The organism is Actinomyces qiguomingii (assembly GCF_004102025.1).
In the GTDB taxonomy this organism is placed as follows: Bacteria; Actinomycetota; Actinomycetes; order Actinomycetales; family Actinomycetaceae; genus Actinomyces; species Actinomyces qiguomingii.
Window position 1 is genome coordinate 2,472,737 of sequence record NZ_CP025228.1, and the last position, 22,335, is coordinate 2,495,071.

The following is a 22,335-nucleotide window of genomic DNA, read 5'->3' on the forward strand; positions in this document are numbered from 1 at the left end:
ATGTCAGGGATGGATGAGAGCGCCAAGACGGTGCTCAAGGATGCACGCGCGGTGGCGAAGGAACGGGGCGCAGGCAACGCCGAGCCCCTGGATGTATTCGTCGCCGCGCTCCGCACCAGCCGCGAGGTGGAGGCGCTGGTGGGCTCGCCCCACCGACTGAGCTGGGAAGAGCTGGTCAAGGAGGCGACCGCCGATGCTCCCCGCCGCGGCCTGGGGCGGCTGCTGCCCCGGCCGATCGGCTTCGACGACCGTGCCAAGGCGGCCTCGGTGCGGGCGGTGGCACTGGCGGTCGACTCCGCCGTCTCCGCGCGTCATCTGGCGGCGGCCGCCCTGGAGCAGGACGACGCCCGCCTGAATGAGTACCTGGAGGCCCACGGCACCAGCTGGAATCGACTCGTCGCGATCCTGGTGTCCTGAGCGCCCCCGCGCGACAGCTCGGAGCCGGACCGGGTAGGAGTCCGGGTATGAGGCGGGGTCCCCGCGAGCTCTCACCCACGGGGACCCCGGTGCTGGATCGCGATGGCTCAGGCGCCGACGCGGAAGCGGACGAAGCCGGTCAGCTTGCCGCCGGTGGCCGCAATAACCTTACTGACCGTGGTCTTGGGGTCCTTGGCGTAGGCCTGGTCCACCAGGCAGTTCTCCTTGTAGAAGCCGTTCATGCGACCCTCGACGATCTTCGGGATGGCCTTGTCGGGCTTACCCTCGGCGCGCGTGGTCTCCTCAGCGATGGCACGCTCCTTCTCAACGACCTCGGCGGGGACGGAGTCGCGGTCCAGGTACAGCGGAGAGTAAGCGGCCACGTGCATGGCGACGTCGTGGGCGACCTCGCCGGCCGCGGCGTCGGTGCCGACCAGCACGCCCACCTGCGCGGGCAGGTCCGGGTTGGTGCGGTGCAGATACAGCTCGACGTGGTCGGCGGCCAGGCGGCCGACGCGGCGCACGACGATCTTCTCGCCGATGACGGCCTGCATGGAGTCGGTCAGCTCCTTGACGGTGGTGCCGTCGATGGCGACCTCGGCCAGGGCCTCGGCACTCTCGGCGCCGGAGTCGAGGGCAGCGGAAAGCACCTGGTCAGCGAAGTCGAGGAACTTCTCGTTCTTGGCCACGAAGTCGGTCTCGGCGTTGATCTCGACGAGCACACCCACCTGGGCGCCGTCGACGTCAACCACCTTGGCGGCGATCAGGCCGGCGGAGGCGGAACGGCCCTCGCGCTTGGCGATGCCCTTCAGGCCCTTGACGCGGATGATCTCGATGGCCTTTTCGGCGTCACCGTTCGCCTCGTCGAGCGCCTTCTTGACGTCTAGCATGCCGGCGCCGGTCTTCTCGCGCAGCGCCTTGATGTCAGCGGTGGTGTAGTTGGGCATGGATATCTCCTGGAATTGCTAAGAATGGAGTGAACTGACGGCTACTGGACTCAGGCCTGCTCAACGGGAGCAGGCTCGCTATCCGTGGGAGCCGCCGGGGCTTCACTCACAGTGGCCTGGGCGGTCGGCTCAGCGGCGACCTCGGCCTGCGCGGCCGCCTCGGCGACCGGCTCGTCACTCGCGGCGGTGTCCGTGTTCTCGGCGCCGGCCAGCAGCTGGGCCTCCCACTCGGGCAGCGGCTCGGCCTCGGCCGCAGGGACCTCCGCCTCCTCACCGGTGCGGGCGCGACCGGCGGAGCGCGCCACCAGGCCCTCGGCAGCGGCGTCGGCGATGATGCGGGTCAGCAGGGCGACGGAGCGGATGGCGTCGTCGTTGCCGGGAACGGCGTAGGTGACCTCGTCGGGGTCGCAGTTGGTGTCCAGGACGGCGACCACGGGGATGCCGAGCTTCTGCGCCTCGGAAATGGCCAGGTGCTCTTTCTTGGTGTCCACCACCCACACCGCCGCCGGCGGCTTGGCCATGTCGCGAATACCGCCGAGGGTCTTGACAAGCTTGTCCTTCTCGCGGCGCATCATGAGCAGCTCCTTCTTGGTGCGACCGGAGCCGGCGACGTCGTCGAAGTCGATCTGCTCGAGTTCCTTCATGCGATCCAGGCGACCGCGGACAGTGGCGAAGTTGGTGAGCATACCGCCCAGCCAGCGCTGATTGACGTAGGGCATGCCGACGCGCTGGGCCTGCTCGGCCACGGCGGCCTGCGCTTGAGTCTTGGTGCCGACGAACAAGATGTTGCCGCCGCGGGCGACGGTCTCCTTGACGAAGTCGTAGGCGGTGTTGATGCCGTCGATCGACTGCTGCAAGTCGATGACGTAGATGCCGTTGCGCTCGGTGAGGATGAAGCGCTTCATCTTGGGGTTCCAACGGCGGGTCTGGTGGCCGAAGTGCACACCGTTCTCAAGCAGCTGGCGCATGGTGACAATCGCCATGGGGGTCCTTTCAGGCGCGCCCGGCGGACGCGCGGTCTGGGGCGACCCACCGCGGTACGGATGGGGCGCCCGGTTATGGGTGGTTGTTCCCCTTTGACCGCAGTCCCCGGTTACGGGGCGCGGCTGCCCGTGGCCGGGCATGGGGCCTGGTGTCCGCGACGCCCGGCCACCCGCGGTGCTTGTGCGGTGCGGGACCTCGGCCATGGCGCCCAAAAGGACGTTCCCTCCTCGCCGACGGCGAAGTGGGCGCGGACACGCGAAGTCAGCCTCGCACCGGAACGGCGTAGATCGCCGAACCCGCACAGGGCTGCGGGCGCGAGGTTATCACAGCGCCGCCGCATCCCCACGTCCCCACGGCCCCGGTTGTAAACGAGCCTCGCCATCCCGAGACATCCAGCCGCGTGGCCGTAGGAGACCGCCGGTGTCCACAGGGCAGTTTGGAGACATGCAGTCGGACCGGTCGTCCACAGGCGAGCGTGCTCGCAGATGCGCCGCAGCGCGCACCGGAGCACCCTGCTGCCATGAGCAACATCACGTCCGTCCACGCCGCCGTCGGCACCGTCGCCTCCACCGGATGCCACCCCGACGCCCCTTCACGACTGTTTCCCGCAGGGATGCGGCAGCGGATTCGACGCCTGGCCTGTGTTTGTGCCGCATTGGCGACGTGCACCGCCCTCCTGCTAGCACCCGCTCCTGCGTCGGCAGGTGCCACGGCCCCACCTGCCGACCCCTCCCCGTGGCAGGCGGTCACAGTCCAGCGGGGTGATCATCCGAACACACTGCACGCACTGGTGGCGGTCCCGGCGCCGAATCGGCCTGCCTCCCTGCCGGGCATGCTGGCCACGGCGGTGCGCTACGGCTGGCCAACGGGAATCGCCACCACGGTGTTGGCGGACTTCGATCCGCCGGCGGTGGTGTGGGGCTCCGGACACCGGGGCGTGGATCTGGCGCTGGCCGCTGGTTCGCCGGTGCTGGCAGCCGCCGACGGCACAGTGGCATTCGCAGGCATGGTGGCAGGGCGGCCAGTGGTGTCCATCGACCACGCCGACGGCATCCGCACCACCTATGAGCCGGTCGAGCCGTCGGTCAGGGCGGGCGAAGTCGTCACACGCGGCCAGGTGATCGGCACGCTGCAAACCGGCCACCGCGCCGACGGAGCCGATGCCCTGCACTGGGGCGCCCGAACCGGCCCCAAAACCTACGTCAACCCGCTGCGGCTGCTCCAGCCGGCCGTCATCCGGCTCAAGCCGGTGAACTGAGCGCAGCCGGACCCACTGGAGCCCACCGGACCACTGGATGCTGGCTCCGCCGACCGCGGTCAGCGCCAACCGGTTATAAGACAGGATCGTCAGCAGCAGCCGTCAGGCCCGCGGGAACGCCTGGGCGTAGACGGCTCGCAAACGCTCGGCGGATACGTGCGTGTAGCGCTGGGTGGTGGCCAGCGAGGAGTGCCCGAGCAGCTCCTGCACGCTGCGCAGATCCGCTCCCCCGCTCAACACGTGGGTGGCCGCGGAGTGGCGCAGCCCATGGGGGCCCAGGTCTGGCACACCGGCACGGGCGGTAGCCCGATGGACGATATCGCGCACCGCCCGCGGTCCAATGCGGTGCCCGCGCGCACCCAGGAACAGGGCCGTCCCGGCGTCGGGCGCTGCAACGACCTCACGCGCATCCTGCCAGTCCTGCAGGGCCGCGGCGGCGGGTGCCCCATAGGGAACGGTGCGTTCCTTGTCGCCCTTGCCCAGGACCCGCATGGTACGGCGGGAGGCGTCCACGTCCCCCAGGTCCAGGGAGCACAGTTCCGATACGCGCATGCCGGTGGCGTAAAGCACCTCAAGAATCGCCCGGTCGCGCCGGGCCAGTGCTCGGGCCGCGTAGGCATCGGCGTCATCACCCGCCGTCGCCCCGGCCTCGGCAACAACATCAGCCGCCGCATCCAGCAGGGCGGCGGCCTGCTCGGGGGTGAGCACCGAGGGCAGGCGAGCATCGGCGCGGGGCGAGCGCAGGCGTGCAGCTACATCCGATTTCAGCAGCTTGTTGCGGTGGGCCCAATTGGAGAAGGTGCGACAGGCAGCGGCGCGACGGGCCAGGGTGGTGCGGGCAGCACCGGCGGCGGACATTGCGGCCAGCCAGGCACGCAGGTCTGGCAAATCCAGGGTGCCGAGGGCGGGCCCCACCGGTTCGTCGTCTCCTGCACCAACGCCTAGGAAACTCAGCAGGTCGCCCAGATCGCTGCGGTAGGCCCGCACTGTATGCGCGGAAAGACCCCGTTGCAGGTCCAAGTAGCGGGCGAAGGCGTCCAACAGCCCGGCCCGGGTGTCGCACCGGCGCGCATCGGCCGGCCTCGTATGTCGTCCCCCATTAGGCAAGACCGTTGCAGATGCCTCACCAGCCTTAGAGTCCGCAGAGTGCTCACACACGTAGTCAGTCTAGTGGCTCATCCAGTTTCGACCGTGGTGCGCTGCCCAAATTCGGCTCTTCCGGTCTGAGGTGTGCTTGTCGAGATCGGCTGAAATCACCATCGAGTCCGGCTCGTGGACAGGGGGTTGTTCCTCCCACATCGGCTCGGTAGCATGCTCGGTGTGTTCGGTAGTTGTCGGCGGGTACTTGATGCCTCAGTTCCGGGGGTTTTCGGTAGACCCATTCTGAAGTGTCAGGAGAGCTCATGTCGGCAGTCATCACCATTGAATCGCTGCACAAGCGCTTCGGGCAGGTGCACGCGGTGCGTGGCATCGACCTGAAGGTCGAGCGCGGCTGCGTCTACGGGCTGATCGGTCCCAATGGAGCGGGTAAGACCACGGTGATGCGCATACTTCTGGGCATTATGAGGCCCACCAGCGGCGCTGTGCGTGTGCTTGGCGAATCACCCGCCTCCGACTGCCCCCAGTTGCGGCGCCGCGTAGGTTTCCTCCCAGGTGAACTCAACCTCAGTGAACGTGCCAGCGGCGCAGCACTGCTCAAGCACCTGGCTGAGATCAGCGGGCAGGTGGCCCCCGGCAGGATCGAGTCCCTGGCCGAGCGCCTAGGGCTGGACCTGAGCCGTCCCGTCCGCACCCTGTCAAAGGGGAACAAACAGAAGCTCGGGCTGATCCAGGCATTCATGCACGCTCCCGAGTTGTTGATCCTTGATGAGCCCACCAGCGGACTGGATCCCCTTATCCAGCGGGAGTTCCTGACCCTGGTGCGTCAGGCGCGCGACGCCGGGCAAACCGTGCTGCTCAGTTCCCATATTCTCAGCGAGATCCAGCACGCAGCCGATATGGCCGCCGTATTGTCCCACGGCAGCATTGTGGCCGAAGGCGCGGTCTCCTCTTTGCGCCCAGCGGCGGTATCACGACTGCGGGCGCTGCTCAGCGGAACGACCGAATCGGAGCTTCGCGCTGGCCTGGTAGAGCCGGAACTACTGAGTGATCTGCGGGTCGAACCGACTTCCGGGGACCAACTGCGCATTTCGGGTTCCTTCCGCGGCAGCGCGGATAAAGTGGTGAAAGCCCTGTCACGCCTGACGGTGGAGGAACTGGCCATTGCGGAGCCCGATCTGGAGGAGTCCATCCTCAACCTGTACGCCCAGGAAAAGCAGCAGGAGTCCGCATGAGCGCTTCCAGCACCCCTACCACTCCCGACGGCGCCGCAGCACGGGCGCCCGTACCGATCCTGCGTCGCCACCTGGCCGATGGTGCCCGCTCACTACTGGGCTGGGCGGTGGCTATCTGCGCAGTGCTGGCCCTGTATCTGCCTATCTACCCGTCGTTGCAGACGCCGGAGATCGCCGGCATCATCGATACCCTGCCCGAGGATCTGGTCACCGTCATGGGATACGACCAGATCGCCACCGGCGCGGGTTACACGCAGGCAACCTTCTTCGGGCTGCTGGGCTTCGTGCTCGGAGCGATCGCAGCCATCGCCTGGGGCGCACGTTTCATTGCCGGGATGGAGGAGTCCGGGCGGCTTGAGCTCACTGTCGCCCACGCCGTGGGGCGTGTGCAGTACGCCGCCGAAAGCGCTGCGGCGCTGCTGTCACGAGTAATGATCCTATCCGTTGCAACCGTGGTGATGTTGGCGGCATTCACTCCGGTGTTCGACTTGGGGCTGACGCTGGGTAACATACTGGCCGCCACAACCGCCTGGGCCGGGCTTGTGTTGCTAGCGGGAACCGCGGCCCTGGCAACCGGTGCGCTTACGGGCCGGAGTACCAGCGCGCTCGCAGCCGGAGCCGCGGTAGCCGCGGCCGGCTATGCACTGAATGCAGTCGGCAACATGTCCACCAGCCTGAACTGGTTGCATTACCTATCCCCATATCACTGGGCCTTCGGAAACGCTCCCCTAAGCCAGGGCTGGGACTGGGGCGGTCTAACCCTGCTGTGGGTTCTCAGCGCAGCACTGGTCGCAGTCGCCTGTGTGGCTCTGTCCCGCCGCGATATCGGGCGCTGAGGCGAGACGGCGGGCAGATGAAATGGGGCTCTTCCGCTGGAGCACCCTCGGTGTCTGCGTATGGTGGTGCCGCTTCCGCACCAACGAGCCAAGGGCCCCTGGCGCCCCCTCTTCAGCACCACCGATGCGGAATCATGCGCATCTGGTGGGCGCCGTCGGGCGCGGGGACATCGTTTGCGCCGAATCCGGACATTCCCCCGACCCACCAGCCCCACCAACCGAACTCGATCGTTATATCGACCGAACTCGATGGTTATATCGACCGAACTCGACACTGTCAAACCGGAAGAGCCGCATATGGACGCAGCCCGCCGTCCTGATCCGGAATCCCTATCAGCGGCGCCTGCGGGCACGGCGCCAGGCAGTACCCCGGCGCTCCACCCGACCCTCAAGCTCCAGCAACCCCAGGGCCGCGATGGTCTCGCCTTCGCTCAGACCCGCAGCGCGCACAATCGACTCCACTCCGGCATCGCCACGTGCGGGCAGAGCATCCAGTACGGCGGCCGTCGGCCCCTCCAATCCGTCCAGTAGCCCGGTTCCAGCATTGGCGGGGTCTGCGGCCTTGGCCGACTCGGCGTCAGTAGCGCCCAGAGGCGTGATTAGTTCCAGCGCCTCGTCGGCGTCCGTGACGCACACGGCACCCTGTCGCAGCAGCCGGTGACAACCCACCGACGCCATGGAGGTCACCGGCCCGGGCACGGCCCCCACCGGTCTGCCCACCTCCAGGGCATGGTGGGCAGTAGACAGGGCGCCGGAGCGCCAAGCCGCCTCCACGACGACGGTGGCATCACTCATGGCGGCAATCAGCCGGTTGCGGGTCAGGAAGCGGTGGCGACCGGGCTGGCAGCCCGGCGGCACCTCCGCGACTAGGGCGCCGGCGGCGATCACCTCCTCCAGCACGTCGGCATTGCCCGCCGGGTAGAGCCGATCCACTCCCCCGGCGGACACGGACACGGTAGCGCCGGTGCGCAAGGCGCCACGGTGCGCGGCGGCGTCAATCCCGAAGGCGCCCCCGGAAATGACCACTACGCCCTTGGCCGCCAAGCTACTGGCCATGTCGAAGGTGACGTGCTCGCCGTAGTCGGTGGAGGCGCGGGCCCCAACCAGGGCCAGTGCACGGCCGGTACCCGGCCCGGCGGGCACCAGATCCTCACGCATACGCGGTGCATCTAAAGCGGTCTCTCCGCTCGGCTCGGCGTTACTGCGAGACACGAGCAGGGCGGGATCGCCACGCACCCACAGGCAGTGTGGCGCACGCTCCAAGTCGTTCAGACCCGGCGGCCACCACGCCTCACCGGGCAGCACCAGGTTGCCGCCCAGGCGCTCCAACACATCCAGCTCGCGGCGAATGTCCAGGCCTTGTAGACGCGGCGCCCAGCGCCCGGCAGCGGCGGCCCAATCAGCTCCGGCACGGGCAGCGTCACCACGTGGCGGTAGGGGTGGCCGCGGGGCGGGACGGGGCCGGCCCTCGGCGTCAAGGGCCTCCTGCGTGAGCCACTCCAAGGCGGCGGTGGCCCCAAGGCCTCCGACCAGGGCGCAGGCGTGGGCGTCGGCGGGTTCGGCCAGTCGGGACCAGGTGGCCCGGGCCAGTGCCTCGTCGTCATCCCATGCCAGCGGGGTGACCGATCCCAGGTCCGCTGTGGGTCTCGGATAGGGTTCAAACCGCGCGTTCATGGGCGGGCTCCTCTCGTGCGCAGCGCCAGGGCGGCGCCGATGTCGGTTACGGTGGGTACCGGGCGGGCACCGAGGTCGGCCAAGGTCCAGGCCAGCCGCAGCACCCGGTCTACGCCCCGTAGGGTCAGGTCGCCGCGGTCCAGCGCGGTCATAAGCGGGGCCAGCAGTGCGGGATCGGTACCGGAGGCGGGTGAGCGCAGCCAACCTCCGGGTACCTGCCCCATAAGCCGCCAGGGCGTGTCGGCCAGCCGGTGGGCGGACCGCTCCCTCGCCTCGGCGACGCGGGCGGCGACAACGGCACTGGGCTCGCCGGCGGCTCCAGCAGCCAGGTCGTCGGCGGTTACGGCGGCGACCTCCACCTGGATGTCCACCCGATCCAGCAGGGGTCCGGATAGGCGGGAGAAGTAGCGGCGTCGTTGCAGCGAGGTGCAAGTGCACTCCAGGCCACGGCCGGTGGCCCGCCCACAGGGGCAGGGATTGGCGGCCAGCACCAGTTGAAATGCCGCCGGATAGGTGGCGCGCCCGGCGGCCCGGTCAATGGTGACATACCCGGACTCCAGGGGCTGGCGCAGGCAGTCGAGTACACCAGCGGGAAACTCCGGGGCCTCGTCGAGGAACAGCACACCGCGGTGCGCCAGGGAGACGTCACCGGGGCGGGGCGAGCCGGAACCGCCACCAATGACCGCTGCTCGCGTGGCAGTGTGGTGGGGAGCGCGCAGTGGCGGGCGGGTCAGCAGGCCGGTGTCGGCGTTGAAGGTGCCGGCCAGGGAGTGAATGGAGGTGACGGTGACGGCATCCTCGGGATTCAGAGGCGGCAGGATAGAGGGCAAGCGCTCGGCGAGCATGGTCTTGCCCGCACCCGGCGGGCCGACCAGCAACAGGTGATGCCCACCCGCTGCCGCAACCTCCAGGGCATGGCGGGCCTGCGCCTGCCCAACGACATCGGCTAGATCGGGTTCACTTGCCGACACGGGCCGCTCCACCCGATGCGCCACCTGGGCCGCGGCCTGCCTGCGCGCCTGACGCATCAGCTCGCGGGCGCGACCGGGAAGCCTCCCGCCGTAACGCTCCAGCAGCTGACCGACGTGGCTGACGGCGGTGACGTCTACACCCGGCACCAGGGCGGCCTCTCGACCGGCGCCGGCGGCGACTACCACCTCGGTCACGCCGGCGTCGGCGGCGGCTCGAACGGCCGGCAGGATGCCGCGGACCGGGTGGATGGAGCCGTCTAGGCCAAGCTCCCCGATGTACGCGGTACGGGCCAGGTGGGCGACGGCACGCTCCGGCAGCTGACCGCGGGCGCCCAGAACTGCGAGCGCCAGTGCCAGGTCGAAGCCGGTGCCGGTTTTGGGCAGGTCGGCCGGGGAGAGGTTGACCGTCAGGCGGTGCTCACCCCAGGTAACCCCGCAGGTGGACAGGGCGGCCCTGACTCGTTCACGTGATTCGCGCACGGCTGCATCCGGCAGACCTACGAGAGTGAATCCCGGCAGCCCGTGTGCGGAATGGGCCTCCACCTCCACCAGGTGCCCGGCGAGCCCCGTCAGGGTGACGGCGAGAGTGCGTGCCAGTCCCATCAGTCCCCCACCCCCCGGTGGTGGCGCAGCAGAGCCGGCAGGCCTTCCCGCAGCTGAATGGAGACCACATCCAGGCGCAGGCCCGTACGAGGCACGGGGTGGGCGGCCGCCCAGGCGGCGGCAAGAGAGCGCAGGTGGCGCAGCTTCAGTGGGCCGACGGCTGCGGCGGGCGGACCGGCGACACCCGAGGTACGCGTTTTGACCTCCACGATCACCAGTGTTTCGGGGCCGGCGGGGCTCGGCTGCAGGGCTACGATGTCGACTTCTCCACGCAGACCAGGACCCGGCCGCCAATTGCGGTCGAGGATGCGCCAGCCCAAGTCGTTGAGATAGTCGGCGGCGATGGCCTCACCACGCTGCCCGATCAGGCGCCGGGAGTCGGTGCGGGACGGCGGACCGGCGGCCTGTGGCTTGGAGTCGACGGCGAGGGGACGGTTGGCGGCTGCGGCGCTTGCGGCCGTACGCCGTGGGACGGGTGACGCGGATTGCATGTGCTTGACCTCCGCCACCAGCGTGCCTGCGGGACCGGACAGGAGGCCAGCGGGCGGTTCGATCTTTGTGGATTGACCCTGCACGAACCGCACCTGTGGAATCCGGTGAGTTCCTCCCGGACCGCCCCGGCGTCGAGTCAGGAAGGAATATCCATCTCCGGCTTGGTCAGCTCCTCCACATTGACGTCCTTGAAGGTGACCACGCGTACCGACTTCACGAAGCGGCTCGCCCGGTAGATGTCCCAAACCCAGGCGTCCTCAAGAGTCAGTTCGAAGAACACCTCACCGCCATTGGTGCGCACCTGCACATCCACGGCGTTGGCCAGGTAGAAGCGGCGCTCCGTCTCGACGACATATGAGAACAGGGAGATGACGTCGCGGTACTCGCGATACAGATCGAGCTCCAACTCGTTCTCATACGACTCCAGGTCTTCGGCACTCATTCGCTCATCATGCCCAACGGGCCTCTCCTCCGGCAGCAGGTCCCGCGGGCGCGTCGGCCACAGCTGCGGCTCGAGCCGGCACCTGCAATGGCACGTCGGAAGCATCTGCGCCCACAGGCGCAGCGTCGGAACCTGCGACCTCGGTTGGGAAGCGTTCCAGCCCGGGCAGGTGCCAAGAGCGACGATGGATGTCGCTGGCGCCAAGCCGGGCTAGGCCCTCAATATGGGCGGGCGAAGCGTAGCCCTTATTGCGCGCCCAACCGTAGCCCGGGTCGGGCAGCCCGGCCATGAGCGCGTCTCGCTCAACCTTGGCCAGCACAGAGGCTGCCGCCACCACGGCGCAGTGGGCGTCCGCCTTCACGCGCGTATGCACAACAGGCACGGGAACCGACGCCGCGGCGCCGTCCCCTACAAGCGCCTCAGCCAGGCCGGGCGCAGCGGTGGGATGCAGCCAGTTGACACTGCCGTCCAGGATGATGGCGCCGGGCAGGTGACCGCGAGTGGACACCCGAGCCAGGGCCCGGCGTCCGGCCAGCCACAGGGCACCGACAATGCCCAGTGCGTCAATCTCCGTCGGGGTGGCGTGGCCGACGGCGTAGTCGGCGGCCCATTCACGACAGGGGGTCACAAGCGCTTCCCGGCGGCGGGGCGTGAGCCTTTTGGAGTCTGCCAGGTCAGCCGGGAAGGTCGCCGCCGTGGCGCGCGAGACGACTACCAGGCCAACGCTGACGGGACCGGCCAGGGCTCCCCTGCCAACCTCGTCCATGCCGCCCACCAGTTGGTGTTGTGCGAGCAGTGCCTCCTCCAGCTCGCGATCAGGCCGGATGCGTGTGGGAGTCACGGGACCGTCCCAGAGCTGGCGGTCGCGGCGGCATCGGGAACGGTGTCGAAGACGCCGTGGGCGTCGAGTCCCCCAATGCGCGACAGCGGCAGCACCACGGCCTTGGCCACCCCGACCACGTCCTCCAAGGGGACGAATCCGCCGTTGGCGTCGTCCTGGTGGAAGCGGGAGTCGGCGGAATTGGCGCGGTTGTCGCCCATCACCCACACATGTCCCGCGGGCACCGTCACGTCAAAGGCGACATCGGATGCCGAGCGCCCGGGCTTCAGGTAGGACTCATCGACCTCGACGCCGTTGATGGTCAGCGAGCCATTGCCGTCGGCCACTATATGGTCTCCACCCACGCCAATGACACGCTTGATCAGGTGGTGTCCGGAGTCCTCGGGCAGTAGACGTAAGGCAGTCAGCGCATCCTGGATCAAGCCCTTGAGTCCGGTGGGCTCGGCGACGTTAAGCCAGTTGTCCGGATCGGTGAATACGATGATATCGCCGCGTTCGACGTCGTCGGCGTCATACATGGTCACGGCCACCCGGTCGCCCTCCAGCAGGGTGTCCTCCATGGATCCGGAGGGGATGCCGAAGGTCTGGACGACGTAGGTCTTCACCAGGGCCACTACCAGCAGTACTACCAGCACTATCGCCAGGGTGGAACCGCGGCGCTGCCGGGCGACGGGCTCGGCGTCATCGTCGGGGGCGGAGCGGCGGACCGGTTGGAAGGAGGGCGGCAACTCATCCTCAACGGATGCCGCGGCATCGGGGCTGGTGGAGACGGCTTCAGGCATGCCTTCGGCGTCTTCCTGCGGTGCGCTCACCGTCTCCCTCTCGCATAGTGGCTGGATGGCTTCAGGGTCGAAGCTGGAGTGTGTGGGTGCCCGGGACCCGCGGGCCCCGGGCACCTGCGGGCTCGGAGGCCTCCGGACCCTCAGTTAGTGCGGAACTCCTTGATCTTAGCCGCCTTACCGTGCAGGTTGCGCAGGTAGTACAGCTTGGCGCGGCGCACATCACCGCGAGTGACGACCTCGATCTTGTCAATCGTGGGGGTGTGCAGCGGGAAGGTGCGCTCGACTCCGACCCCGAAGGAGATCTTGCGGATGGTGAAGGTCTCGGACACGCCGCTGCCCCTGCGGGCGATGACGACGCCCTGGAATACCTGGATACGGCTGCGGGAACCCTCCACGACCTTGACGTGCACCCGCAGGGTGTCACCGGCCCGGAAACTGGGGATGTCCTCACGCAGTGAGGCGGCGTCGATCTCGTCGATCAGGTTGGTCATTGACTTCTCTCCTCGCCCGTGCCACTGGTCAGCGGGCGATAAACGGGCGGCGCCGCCGGACCGGGTTGCCGGGCAGGCGGTATTTGCCGCATTCCTGCGCCTGCGGGTCCTGCTCCTGACCGCCTCCCCAGTGGCAGGGGCGGTCCGAGGCCCGCGGCCGGTCTAGTCTGCCACAGGCGCTGCACCATTGAGACGGCCCGGGCGTGCTACGTGCTGGATTTCACGCGACCCGAGCGCCAACAGTACCAACCAGCCACAACATCCCCGATCCGCAGGAGCCGAGTCGGAACGTCAGCCGGACCGACCCGGCCGCGGCAGCTTCACCTGCGGGTGCAGGACCATGACGACGTCACGACAACGGCTGCCGCCGACCTCATAAGTGCGGGTGCCGACCTTGCGGAAGCCGGCGTGCCGGTATGCCTTCTGCGCGCGCCGGTTGGCCGCATTGGTACCCAGCCACAGGGCGGTGACGCCCATATTGTCGACGACGCTTACGGCCTCGGCGAGGAGTGTGGCGGCTATGCCGGCCGAACGCAGACGGGCGTCGACATAGACCTTGGATAGTTCCGCCGCCAGTGCCTGCGCGCCGTCGGGGCCGGGCGGAACCGAGACCGCGGGGGGCCGCGGATCAAGTCCGGCCGGGAGGGCGCCATCGGCGTCGAGGATCTCGGCCACGACGGCGCTGTAACCGACCAGGGCGCCGGCTGGCAGTGCTTCGGCATCGGTCTCGCCCGGGGGAGCCGGCAGGCCCTGAGGGAGCTCGGCGACGGTGAGCACCACACGCGGGTCCTCCAGCCAGAGGGCCAGTCGCTGCGGGGAGAGGTTGACGGCGATGTGCGCCGCGATCTGTTCCGGCGTGAGGGAACTCGGGCACGCGTCGGGGAAGGTACGCGCAGCCAGGTCGGCGAGGGCGACCAGATCGCCGTCCACGGCCGGACGCACCACGAGCGGCACCGGGTGGGCGGCGCCAGCCGGTGCGACCCAGCCGTTGCGGGCCAGGGCGGCGCGGTCGCCGGCGTCGAGTTCGGCTGGACGGAGCCGGGCGATCAGGTCGGGCCGCCGTTCGGCGGTACGGGCGATGGCCTGATCGCGGCGGTGCCGGGCGACGCGGGCGTGGTCGCCGGACAGTAGCACCGGTTCGGTGGCCGCCAGGTCGTACCCGCGCCAGGCCACGGGACGGGTGTATACGGGGTACTCCAGCAGACCGGTGCCGGCATGCGACTCCTCGACTATGGATTCGGGGTTGCCCAGCACGCCAGGCCGCAGGCGGGCGACGGCCTCGATCATGACCAGGGCGGCAGCCTCCCCTCCGTTGAGCACGTAGTCGCCGATGGACAGCTCGCGCACCTCCACTCCGCACGCGGCGTAATACGCGCCAACGCGGGCGTCGATGCCCTCATAACGGCCGCAGGCGAAAATGAGCTGGTCGGCACCGGCCAGGTCCTCCGCGGTGCGCTGAGTGAAGACCTCGCCGGAGGGGGCGGGGATCACCAACACGCGGCGGGGCCCCTCCTGCCGAGCCTGGTCCCCCTCGGCGACTGGGGTGCCCGGTGCCTTTGCAACCGCCCCGCCGGGCAGGGCTGCGCAGACGATGTCGTCCAGAGCAGCGCCCCACACGTCGGGCTTCATCACCATACCCGCTCCCCCGCCGATGGGGGTGTCGTCCACAGTGCGGTGGCGGTCATGGGTCCAGTCGCGCAGGTCGTGCACGTGCAGGTCCAGCAGGCCTTCGGCATCTGCGCGCCCAATCAGGGACAGGTCCAGAACCCGCAGGTAGTCGGGGAAGATAGTCACCACGTCTAGGCGCAGGGGCCCATTGGGCCGCCCGGCGGGCGCATGCGCCGACTGCTGCACATCCTCCTCCGCCCGCACTGACATCGAATCGGCGGTACGGCTCACCGGGCCTCCTCCGGCTCACCCACCCCGGGGAACAGTCCACCGGGAGGGTCGATTACGACGGTGCCGGCGTCGGGGTTGATCTCGGGCACGAGTTGCTCTACGAAGGGGACCCGGACCTCCTGCCCCTGGGGGGTGCGCACCAACAGCCGATCCTGGGCCACACCCGGTTCCAGGCCGCTGACCTCACCGAGCTCGCGCACCGAGCCACCGGGCAAGAGCTGGATCGCCCGCAGCCCGACCAGTTCATGGGCGTACCAGGCGTCGTCCTCCGGTTCCTCAGCCTCGGCCTCGACCAACAGTTCGACGCCGCGCAGCGACTCCGCGGCAGTGCGGTCGGTAGCCTCGACGAAGGCAGCGAACCAGCGGTGTCCATCGAAACGTAGCCGGGAAACGGTGAGGCTCCCGGCGGCGGCGGGACCGATGGCGGGTTCGACGGGAAGAACGCTGCCGGGAGCGAGTCTGCCCTCCGGGTCATCGGTGCGGACATCCAGGCGTACCTCGCCCTTGAGCGCGTGGGCGGGGCCGATGACGGCGACGGTTAGCAGCACGAGAACTAACCTACCCCGCGCTGCCAGCCCCGGTACGCACCCGTCCGCTGCGCACATTCGGGTTATTGGACTGCCCAGCTGCGGATGGACCCCCTGGCTGCCGTTGGACCACCTGGCTGCCGTTGGACCACCTGGCTGCCGTTGGACCACCTGAAACGCACTCTCAGACGGTCCAACCGCAAAACCGCGGTCCAACCGCAGGAACCCGGTCCAAGTACGCAGCCGGCAGCTGGCCGGGACCACTTGGGTGCCAGCTTGGGTGCCACTGCCGCCCTGGCCACACCTCCCCCAAAGGCATGGTCAAGACCATGGCGCCCACAAGAACAGCCCGCGACAAGCCGCAACACCCTGCACCCTGGTCTACAGCACCACGTTCGCACCGATAACCCCAAGAAGCTGGAAAATGCCGCCGCCCGACCCCTTGTCGGGATCGGGCGGCGGTATTGGCTCGTTCGGGACTGTGCTCCTCAGCGGCGATCAGTGTCTACGACATCAACGCGCACCGGGGAGTCGGCGAGGGCGCCAACCACCGTGCGCAGGGCGCGCGCGGTACGGCCGGAGCGACCGATCACACGGCCCAGATCTTCCGGGTTGACCCGCACCTCCAGCAGGTCGCCGCGGCGCAGCGTCCGGGAGGTCACAGTGACGTCGTCGGGATTGTCGACGATACCGCGCACCAGGTGTTCGAGCGCGTCGGCGAGCACGTCAGGCCTCCTCGGCAGCGGCCTCGGTCGGCTCCTCGGCCTGGGACTCGGCCTCGGCCTTCGCCTGGGCGACGGCGGCATCGGCCTTGCGCTTCTCGGCGTCGTCCGCGACGGCCTGAACCGCCGCCTGCTTCGCCGCCGCCTCAGCATCGGCGTCCTTGACCTTCAGGCGGGGCTTGACGCCCTTCAGTCCCTTGAAGGTGTGGTAGTCGCCGGTAATCTTCAGCAGGTTGAACACGGTGTTGGAGGGCTGCGCGCCCACGCCCAGCCAGTACTGGGCCCGCTCGGAGTCGATACGGATCAGTGAGGGCTCCTGCATCGGGTCGTAAACGCCGATCTCCTCGATGACACGGCCATCGCGCTTCTTACGGGAATCGACGACGACCACCCGGTAGAAGGGCGCGAACTTCCTGCCGAGGCGCTTGAGGCGAATCTTGACTGCCACTTGGTTGAAACTCCTGGTTCTCGATGGTTTGGCCCATGCCGGTTCCCTGTGGGGTTACAGCAACGGGGGCCGGTTGGGGCCCAGACGCGATCGCACCGGGAGAGGGACCGGGAACGGTCGAGTACAGCCAGGCATTCTGCCAGAGCGACGCCGCCGCATGCCAGCCCGGTGGCTTCCCGGGGCCCATCGATTCGGTGCGAGATCGCCCACAGGCCCCGCTGTGGTCCGGCACTCCGTCACTCCCCCAGGCCCGAGCGGCCCGATTTCGGCGCGGCGGCGATTCATTACCGCGTAACAACGGCTTAGGAGGCGGGTCAGATCTCCTCGTGGAGACTCTCCTGGCGCAGGACGGCCCGGTCGGCAGTCCAGATGTCCCCATCCAATTCGCCGGGAAGCAGCGCATTACCGGGGGTGATGAACACCGGCTCGGCCACGCCGTCACCCAGTTGGGCGTCATAGTCCCGTAGAGTGGCGAACACCCAGCGGGACAACCACAGTACGGCCACCAGATTCAGGATCGTCATCAGTGCCAGGGCCACATCGGCCATAGCCCAAGCCAGTTCCAGGGCGGCCAGCGCACCCATCCCGGTGGCGATGGTCATGGCCAGCCGCAGGACTATGCCGGCTAGGCGGCCGCCGCCGAGGTAGCTGACGTTGATCTCGGCGAAGGCCGAGTATCCCAGCACCGAGGAGTAGGCGAAGGTGACCACCACGAAGCTCATGAACCAGATGACCCAGTCGCCGGGGACGGCATCGGCCAGGGCGTGCTGGACCAGGGTGGTCTTCGCCCATTGCGGTTCGACGCCGGGGGTGTAGACGGCCGGGGAGGCGAGCAGGATGGTGAGCCCGGTGGCGGTGCAGATCACGATCGTGTCCACACACACGCCCAGCGCCTGAATTAGCCCCTGGGTCACGGGGTGGGCGACATCGGCCGTTGCGGCGCCGTTCGGCGAGGAGCCCTGGCCGGCCTCGTTTGAGAACAGACCGCGTTTGGTGCCATTGAGGAAGGTGGCGAAGATGCCGCCACCGGTGCCGGCCAGACCAGAACGTAGGTTGAAGGCGCCGGCGAAGATGTCGGCGAAGGCCCCGGGAACTCGGTCGATGGACACGACGATGACCACCAGAACCACCACCAGATAGGCCAGGGCCATCAGCGGCACGAGCCATTCGGTCACCTTGGCCACAACTCGCATGCCGGCCAGCAGAATCGGCGCCGTCAACACGATCAGCACAATGGCCGTTGCCGAGATACTCACACCGTGGGCCTCGGACAGAGTCACAGCGATGGTGTTGGACTGCACCATCGGGAAGATCAGGCCGTATGAGAACACGAGCATAACCGCGAAGACCACCCCCATGCCCCGGCCCAGGGCGCCGCGGCCGATGCCACGCTCCATGTAATAGGCGGGGCCGCCCCGGAAAATCCCATCGGCGTTGCGAACCTTGAACACCTGCGCGAGCGTCGACTCGGCGAAGCTGGTGGCCATACCGAGAATCGCCACCACCCACATCCACAGCAGAGCCCCAGGACCGCCGAGGGTGACGGCCAGGGCCACACCGGCGATGTTTCCGGTGCCAACGCGCCCGCCCAGGCCGATCACAAAAGCCTGAAAGCTGGACAGCGAGCCACGCTGGTGTCGGGAGTGGGCCACGAGGCGAAGGGCACGCATGAAGAACCGCAACTGGACGGCACGGGTGCGTACGGTCAGGTACAGGCCGGTGCCCAGAAGGATCCAGACCAGAATGTTGCCGGAGACGAAGCCCTCGAAGCTGGACAGGGCGTTGGTGAGTGCAGCGGACACTGTGTTTTCCGTCCGTCGGGGATGGCGGGGCGCTGTGAGGTTACCCCAGGTAGCGGACGCAGATGGCCGATGCACAAGGAGTGGGACACCAGACCGAGCCGGATGCCACGGTCCGGGCCAAGCGCCCGCCGCCGAGTCGTTCGCCGGCTTCGCAGCCGCATGAGTCCAGCGACTGTCAACCGGAGACCCGGTTCTCCAACCAGACTTGCCCCGAATCCGGACAGCCCTCTCCTCACTTGACCGTACCGTGATGTTTGGGGCGTGAGTCTGTTCTCTCGACGCGGTATTCGTCCTCCCGGCGCCCCCAGGTCTATCCGCCCGCCACGTCAGCTCATCGGCTCCAGCCCCGCTTCTCCCGCGCCCCACACCGCGAGCTCCGTCGTAGAACCACCCGGGCAAACCGGCTGCTCGACCCGTCGACCGGCGAACTGATCCAGGTTCCCTGGGCCGACGTAGTCCTACAGTGCCGGAGCACTTCTGCATGCACATTGAACGGAAACGAGGTTGACCTTCCCGAAGCCGCGCTTGTAAACAGGCATCTCCAAAGCGGCTACTACCAGAGGATGGCGGTACTCACCGCCGACGGACGCGCCCGCTCGGGAACGGGCGAAGAACCACCGTTCGCGTGATGCGGCGAGTATTCCGATCGGGCCCAGACAGCGAAAAACCGACGCGACGCTTGCCGGTTGCCCGACGATTGCCTGCGGGCTTACAGGCCCAGGTGGCGGCGCAGGTCCTCCGGCAGGGCGGCCATGGCGTCGGCGACCTCGTCGCCGCTCGCCTGCAACTGCTGTGAGGCGTCGTCCTGAGTGGGCATGATGCCGTAGCCGGCTGCCGCAGGAGCGGGAGCAGCAGCCTGGCCCAGACCGAAGGCGGAGCCCGCCGGCGCCGGGGCGGGCGTGTCAGCGGCGCCGGAGCTCTTCTGTGCGCGGGCGGCTGCAGCCTCGCGCGCCTGCCGGGCGGCCTTGGCCGGATTGCCGGAGCGGCCCTTCTTACCGCCCTTACGCTTCTTGCCCTTGGGGGCCTGCCGCGCCTTGGAGCGTTTGCCGGTGGCCGGCAGCGAGCCCATTCCCGCCATACCACCCGGACCGCCCATGGCCCCCGGGCCGCCGGATGCCATGGCCTCCATCATCTTCTTTGCCGCCTCGAAGCGGTCCACCAGTTCGTTGACCGCCTGCACGCTGGTGCCGGATCCCTTGGCGATGCGGGAGCGCCGTGAGCCGTTGAGAATGGACAGGTCCCGCCGCTCGGCCGGAGTCATGGAGCAGACGATCGCCTCAATGCGGTCGACCTCCCGCTCATCGAAGTTCTCCAGGGCCTCACGCATCTGCCCCATTCCGGGCATCATGCCCAACAGCTTCTTCATTGAGCCCATCTTGCGAATCTGCCGCAGCTGGGACAGGAAGTCCTCCAGGGTGAAGGTGCCGGAGGCGAGCTTGGCGGCGGCGTCCTCAGCCTCCTTCTCATCGAAGGCGCGTTCGGCCTGCTCGATCAGGGTCAGCAGGTCACCCATGTCCAGGATGCGGGAGGCCATGCGGTCAGCATGGAAGCGCTCGAAGTCGTCCAGTCCCTCACCGGTGGATGAGAACAGCACGGGGGCACCGGTGACCCCACGCACGGACAGGGCGGCACCGCCCCGGGCATCGCCGTCAAGCTTGGAAAGCACCACGCCGGTGAAGCCGACCCCGTCCCGGAAGGCGACGGAGGTGTTGACGGCGTCCTGACCGACCATGGCGTCCAACACGAACAGGATCTCGTCGGGGGTTACGGCATCACGGATACGGATCGCCTGATCCATCATCTCCGCGTCCACACCCAGACGGCCGGCGGTGTCGATGACGACGACGTCGTATCCGTTGGCCCGTCCCTGCTCGACGCCGCTGCGGGCCACCGCCACCGGATCGCCCACTCCGTTTCCGGGCTCGGGAGCCCACACGTCCACTCCGGCGCGCTCGGCCACCACGCTGAGCTGGGTGACCGCGTTGGGACGCTGCAGGTCAGAGGCGACCAGCAGAGTGCGCTTGTGCTCCTGCTTGAGCCAGCGGCCGAGCTTGCCCGCCAGCGTGGTCTTACCGGCACCCTGCAGACCGGCCAGCATGATGACGGTGGGGCCACGGTCCGCCCAGTTGAGTTCCCGGGACTCACCACCCAGGACCTCGATCAGCTCGTCATTGACGATCCGGACGACCTGCTGGGCCGGGTTCAGAGCCTGCGAGCGGGCGGCATCCTTAGCCTTGTCCCGCACGGCGGCGGTGAAGGAGCGCACCACCGGCAGGGCGACGTCGGCCTCAAGGAGGGCGCGGCGTATCTCGGAGACGGTGGCGTCCACGTCCGCTTCACTCAGGCGGCCCTTGCCGCGAAGCGAATTGAACGAGGCGGTGAGCCGGTCGGAGAGGTTGCCGAACACGCGGTGTCCTTCCTTAGCGCGAAGGCGCAGGGTTGGAGGGCTTGGCTGACTGTCCGCGCCGACGCCGAGAACGGCACCGCGCGGCGCACACTTCAGGATAGCGGTGCGAACCCGCGCCGTCCCGCCTTAGGGGACGTGCGCGCGCTCACTGCCCCACGGCGGGCATGGATGCGCGACGGCTTCGACGGCTCGCCACGGCCACGGCATGTCAACCGAGCAGGGCGTCGACGAAGCCCTCCGGATCGAAGGGCGACAGGTCGTCCGCGCCCTCGCCGAGGCCGACGAGCTTGACCGGAACGCCCAGCTCCTTCTGCACAGTGACGACGATGCCGCCCTTGGCGGTTCCGTCCAGCTTGGTCAGCACGATGCCGGTGATACCGACCGCCTCGGAGAAGACCTGCGCCTGGCGCATGCCGTTCTGCCCGGTGGTGGCGTCCAGCACCAGCAGCACCTCCCCCACTTCGGCGGCCTTCTCCATGACGCGTTTGATCTTGCCGAGCTCATCCATCAGGCCGGCCTTGTTCTGCAAACGCCCCGCCGTGTCAACCACAACGACGTCCGCATCCCCTTCAGCGGCCACACGCACGGCGTCGTAGGCGACGGAGGCGGGGTCGGCGCCCTCCCGTTCAGAGCGCACGACCTCAACACCGACGCGCTGACCCCAGGTGGTGAGCTGGTCGGCGGCAGCCGCACGGAAGGTGTCTGCGGCCCCCATGACGACGCTCTTGTCCTCGGCTACGAGCACACGCGCGAGTTTCCCGCAGGTGGTGGTCTTACCGGTGCCGTTGACACCGACCATGAGGACGGCCGCGGCAGGCCGTCCTGCGGAGGCATCCCAGCCCTCGGCGGGCTCGGGGCGGTTCAGGTTCAGCGAGCGGTCCAGGTCGGGGTCGACGAGCCGCAGCAGTTCCTGGCGCAGCACCCCGCGGATGGCCTGCGGATCAGAGGTGTCCAAAACCTTGGCTTGCGTACGCAGCTCATCCATCAGGGCAGTGGTGACCTCCAGGCCCAGGTCCGAGGTCAGCAGGGTGTCCTCGATCTCCTCCCAGTCGGCCTCAGAAAGATCGCCCCGTGACAGGACCGCCAGGACAGCCCGCCCGAAGCCGCCGGCGCCGGCCAGTCGCGAGCGCAGGCGCTGCATGCGTCCGGGAATCGACTCGGGGCGCTCAAGCGTGGCGGTTGCGGCCGGCTGCGGCGCCTCCTCCTCGGTCGGGGAAAGTCCGGGGGGCGTGTGCGACTGGGAGGTCTGCTCTTGTGGCGGGGTGAGCAGGACGTCGTCGGCACTGGTGGGCTTGTGGGGGCTTATCTCCGGTCCCACCTCGGTGCCGCGATTGCGCCCCGCGTAGAACCAGATGCCGCCAAGGACGGCAAGCACCACCACGACTATGAGGACGATCAGCAAGGGATCCATGGACCCATCATGCCCGATCGCCCACGGGGGCAGGCAAGCATGCGCCCT

At 68.5% G+C, this 22,335-nt stretch carries 20 protein-coding genes and 1 pseudogene; 4 read left to right on the plus strand and 17 right to left on the minus strand.

Annotated elements, in window-relative coordinates:
* A complete protein-coding gene (locus CWT10_RS10245) occupies positions 1-417 on the plus strand; it encodes a hypothetical protein (protein ID WP_103062966.1) in 417 nt (138 codons plus the stop codon).
* Between the two features lie 107 nt (positions 418-524).
* On the opposite strand, the gene tsf is transcribed toward CWT10_RS10245, so the two are convergent.
* Both tsf and rpsB read right to left on the minus strand, forming a co-directional pair.
* On the minus strand, positions 525-1,364 hold the full coding sequence (gene tsf, locus CWT10_RS10250) for a translation elongation factor Ts (protein ID WP_103062967.1): 840 nt from the start codon (positions 1,362-1,364) through the stop codon (positions 525-527).
* 50 nt (positions 1,365-1,414) lie between these two features.
* The gene (rpsB, locus tag CWT10_RS10255) at positions 1,415-2,347 is read right to left on the minus strand and encodes a 30S ribosomal protein S2 (RefSeq protein ID WP_103062968.1); all 933 of its coding nucleotides are present in this window, start codon (positions 2,345-2,347) and stop codon (positions 1,415-1,417) included.
* A gap of 521 nt (positions 2,348-2,868) precedes the next feature.
* Between rpsB and CWT10_RS17435 the strand changes: the two genes are divergently transcribed.
* On the plus strand, positions 2,869-3,606 hold the full coding sequence (locus tag CWT10_RS17435; protein WP_233188127.1) for a M23 family metallopeptidase: 738 nt from the start codon (positions 2,869-2,871) through the stop codon (positions 3,604-3,606).
* Positions 3,607-3,708: 102 nt separating this feature from the next.
* Here CWT10_RS17435 and CWT10_RS10265 read toward each other — a convergent pair whose 3' ends face one another.
* A complete protein-coding gene (locus tag CWT10_RS10265; protein WP_179952365.1) occupies positions 3,709-4,650 on the minus strand; it encodes a tyrosine recombinase XerC in 942 nt (313 codons plus the stop codon).
* Positions 4,651-5,009: 359 nt separating this feature from the next.
* Between CWT10_RS10265 and CWT10_RS10270 the strand changes: the two genes are divergently transcribed.
* The gene (locus tag CWT10_RS10270) at positions 5,010-5,939 is read left to right on the plus strand and encodes an ABC transporter ATP-binding protein (RefSeq protein ID WP_103062970.1); all 930 of its coding nucleotides are present in this window, start codon (positions 5,010-5,012) and stop codon (positions 5,937-5,939) included.
* Entirely contained in the window at positions 5,936-6,775 is an 840-nt protein-coding gene (locus CWT10_RS10275; protein ID WP_103062971.1) for an ABC transporter permease subunit, read from the plus strand. Before CWT10_RS10270 ends, CWT10_RS10275 begins: the two co-directional genes overlap by 4 nt.
* Before the next feature lie 333 nt (positions 6,776-7,108).
* On the opposite strand, the gene CWT10_RS10280 is transcribed toward CWT10_RS10275, so the two are convergent.
* From CWT10_RS10280 to ftsY, 14 genes and pseudogenes are all read right to left on the minus strand, one after another.
* A complete protein-coding gene (locus CWT10_RS10280; protein WP_103062972.1) occupies positions 7,109-8,449 on the minus strand; it encodes a DNA-processing protein DprA in 1,341 nt (446 codons plus the stop codon).
* Positions 8,446-10,023 (minus strand): YifB family Mg chelatase-like AAA ATPase, encoded by a 1,578-nt coding sequence (locus CWT10_RS10285; RefSeq protein WP_103062973.1) that lies wholly within the window; start codon positions 10,021-10,023, stop codon positions 8,446-8,448. The genes CWT10_RS10280 and CWT10_RS10285 overlap by 4 nt, the downstream gene beginning before the upstream one ends.
* Positions 10,023-10,598 (minus strand): YraN family protein, encoded by a 576-nt coding sequence (locus tag CWT10_RS10290; RefSeq protein WP_233188128.1) that lies wholly within the window; start codon positions 10,596-10,598, stop codon positions 10,023-10,025. Before CWT10_RS10290 ends, CWT10_RS10285 begins: the two co-directional genes overlap by 1 nt.
* 53 nt (positions 10,599-10,651) lie before the next feature.
* A complete protein-coding gene (locus tag CWT10_RS10295) occupies positions 10,652-10,957 on the minus strand; it encodes a DUF2469 domain-containing protein (protein ID WP_103062974.1) in 306 nt (101 codons plus the stop codon).
* Positions 10,958-11,108: 151 nt separating this feature from the next.
* A pseudogene (locus tag CWT10_RS10300) lies at positions 11,109-11,798 on the minus strand (ribonuclease HII); the annotation flags it as partial.
* A complete protein-coding gene (gene lepB / locus CWT10_RS10305; protein WP_233188129.1) occupies positions 11,795-12,610 on the minus strand; it encodes a signal peptidase I in 816 nt (271 codons plus the stop codon). The gene lepB and the pseudogene CWT10_RS10300, both read right to left, overlap by 4 nt.
* Before the next feature lie 110 nt (positions 12,611-12,720).
* Positions 12,721-13,071 carry a 50S ribosomal protein L19 gene (rplS, locus tag CWT10_RS10310; RefSeq protein WP_103062976.1) on the minus strand — a complete coding sequence of 117 codons (351 nt, stop codon included), beginning with the start codon at positions 13,069-13,071 and terminating at the stop codon, positions 12,721-12,723.
* 291 nt (positions 13,072-13,362) lie between these two features.
* The gene (gene trmD / locus CWT10_RS10315; protein WP_174722007.1) at positions 13,363-14,880 is read right to left on the minus strand and encodes a tRNA (guanosine(37)-N1)-methyltransferase TrmD; all 1,518 of its coding nucleotides are present in this window, start codon (positions 14,878-14,880) and stop codon (positions 13,363-13,365) included.
* Between the two features lie 86 nt (positions 14,881-14,966).
* A complete protein-coding gene (gene rimM, locus CWT10_RS10320; protein WP_103062977.1) occupies positions 14,967-15,518 on the minus strand; it encodes a ribosome maturation factor RimM in 552 nt (183 codons plus the stop codon).
* Positions 15,519-15,985: 467 nt separating this feature from the next.
* Positions 15,986-16,222: an RNA-binding protein gene (locus CWT10_RS10325; protein ID WP_103062978.1), complete on the minus strand. Its 237-nt coding sequence runs from the start codon at positions 16,220-16,222 to the stop codon at positions 15,986-15,988.
* 1 nt (position 16,223) lies between these two features.
* Positions 16,224-16,667, minus strand: a complete 444-nt coding sequence (rpsP, locus tag CWT10_RS10330) for a 30S ribosomal protein S16 (RefSeq protein ID WP_103062979.1) — start codon at positions 16,665-16,667, stop codon at positions 16,224-16,226.
* 314 nt (positions 16,668-16,981) lie between these two features.
* The gene (locus CWT10_RS10335; protein ID WP_103062980.1) at positions 16,982-18,469 is read right to left on the minus strand and encodes an alanine/glycine:cation symporter family protein; all 1,488 of its coding nucleotides are present in this window, start codon (positions 18,467-18,469) and stop codon (positions 16,982-16,984) included.
* Between the two features lie 709 nt (positions 18,470-19,178).
* Positions 19,179-20,876 carry a signal recognition particle protein gene (ffh, locus tag CWT10_RS10340; RefSeq protein WP_103062981.1) on the minus strand — a complete coding sequence of 566 codons (1,698 nt, stop codon included), beginning with the start codon at positions 20,874-20,876 and terminating at the stop codon, positions 19,179-19,181.
* 208 nt (positions 20,877-21,084) lie between these two features.
* Positions 21,085-22,287 (minus strand): signal recognition particle-docking protein FtsY, encoded by a 1,203-nt coding sequence (gene ftsY / locus CWT10_RS10345; RefSeq protein ID WP_103062982.1) that lies wholly within the window; start codon positions 22,285-22,287, stop codon positions 21,085-21,087.
* Between the last annotated feature and the right edge of the window lie 48 nt (positions 22,288-22,335).

Excerpts from the sequence above, each read along its gene's own strand:
- CWT10_RS10245 (WP_103062966.1), top strand. The coding sequence starts at position 1 with ATGTCAGGGATGGATGAGAGCGCCAAGACGGTGCTCAAGGATGCACGC.
- tsf (WP_103062967.1), bottom strand. The coding sequence starts at position 1,364 with ATGCCCAACTACACCACCGCTGACATCAAGGCGCTGCGCGAGAAGACC.
- rpsB (WP_103062968.1), bottom strand. The coding sequence starts at position 2,347 with ATGGCGATTGTCACCATGCGCCAGCTGCTTGAGAACGGTGTGCACTTC.
- CWT10_RS17435 (WP_233188127.1), top strand. The coding sequence starts at position 2,869 with ATGAGCAACATCACGTCCGTCCACGCCGCCGTCGGCACCGTCGCCTCC.
- CWT10_RS10270 (WP_103062970.1), top strand. The coding sequence starts at position 5,010 with ATGTCGGCAGTCATCACCATTGAATCGCTGCACAAGCGCTTCGGGCAG.
- CWT10_RS10275 (WP_103062971.1), top strand. The coding sequence starts at position 5,936 with ATGAGCGCTTCCAGCACCCCTACCACTCCCGACGGCGCCGCAGCACGG.
- CWT10_RS10280 (WP_103062972.1), bottom strand. The coding sequence starts at position 8,449 with ATGAACGCGCGGTTTGAACCCTATCCGAGACCCACAGCGGACCTGGGA.
- CWT10_RS10285 (WP_103062973.1), bottom strand. The coding sequence starts at position 10,023 with ATGGGACTGGCACGCACTCTCGCCGTCACCCTGACGGGGCTCGCCGGG.
- CWT10_RS10295 (WP_103062974.1), bottom strand. The coding sequence starts at position 10,957 with ATGAGTGCCGAAGACCTGGAGTCGTATGAGAACGAGTTGGAGCTCGAT.
- rplS (WP_103062976.1), bottom strand. The coding sequence starts at position 13,071 with ATGACCAACCTGATCGACGAGATCGACGCCGCCTCACTGCGTGAGGAC.
- ftsY (WP_103062982.1), bottom strand. The coding sequence starts at position 22,287 with ATGGATCCCTTGCTGATCGTCCTCATAGTCGTGGTGGTGCTTGCCGTC.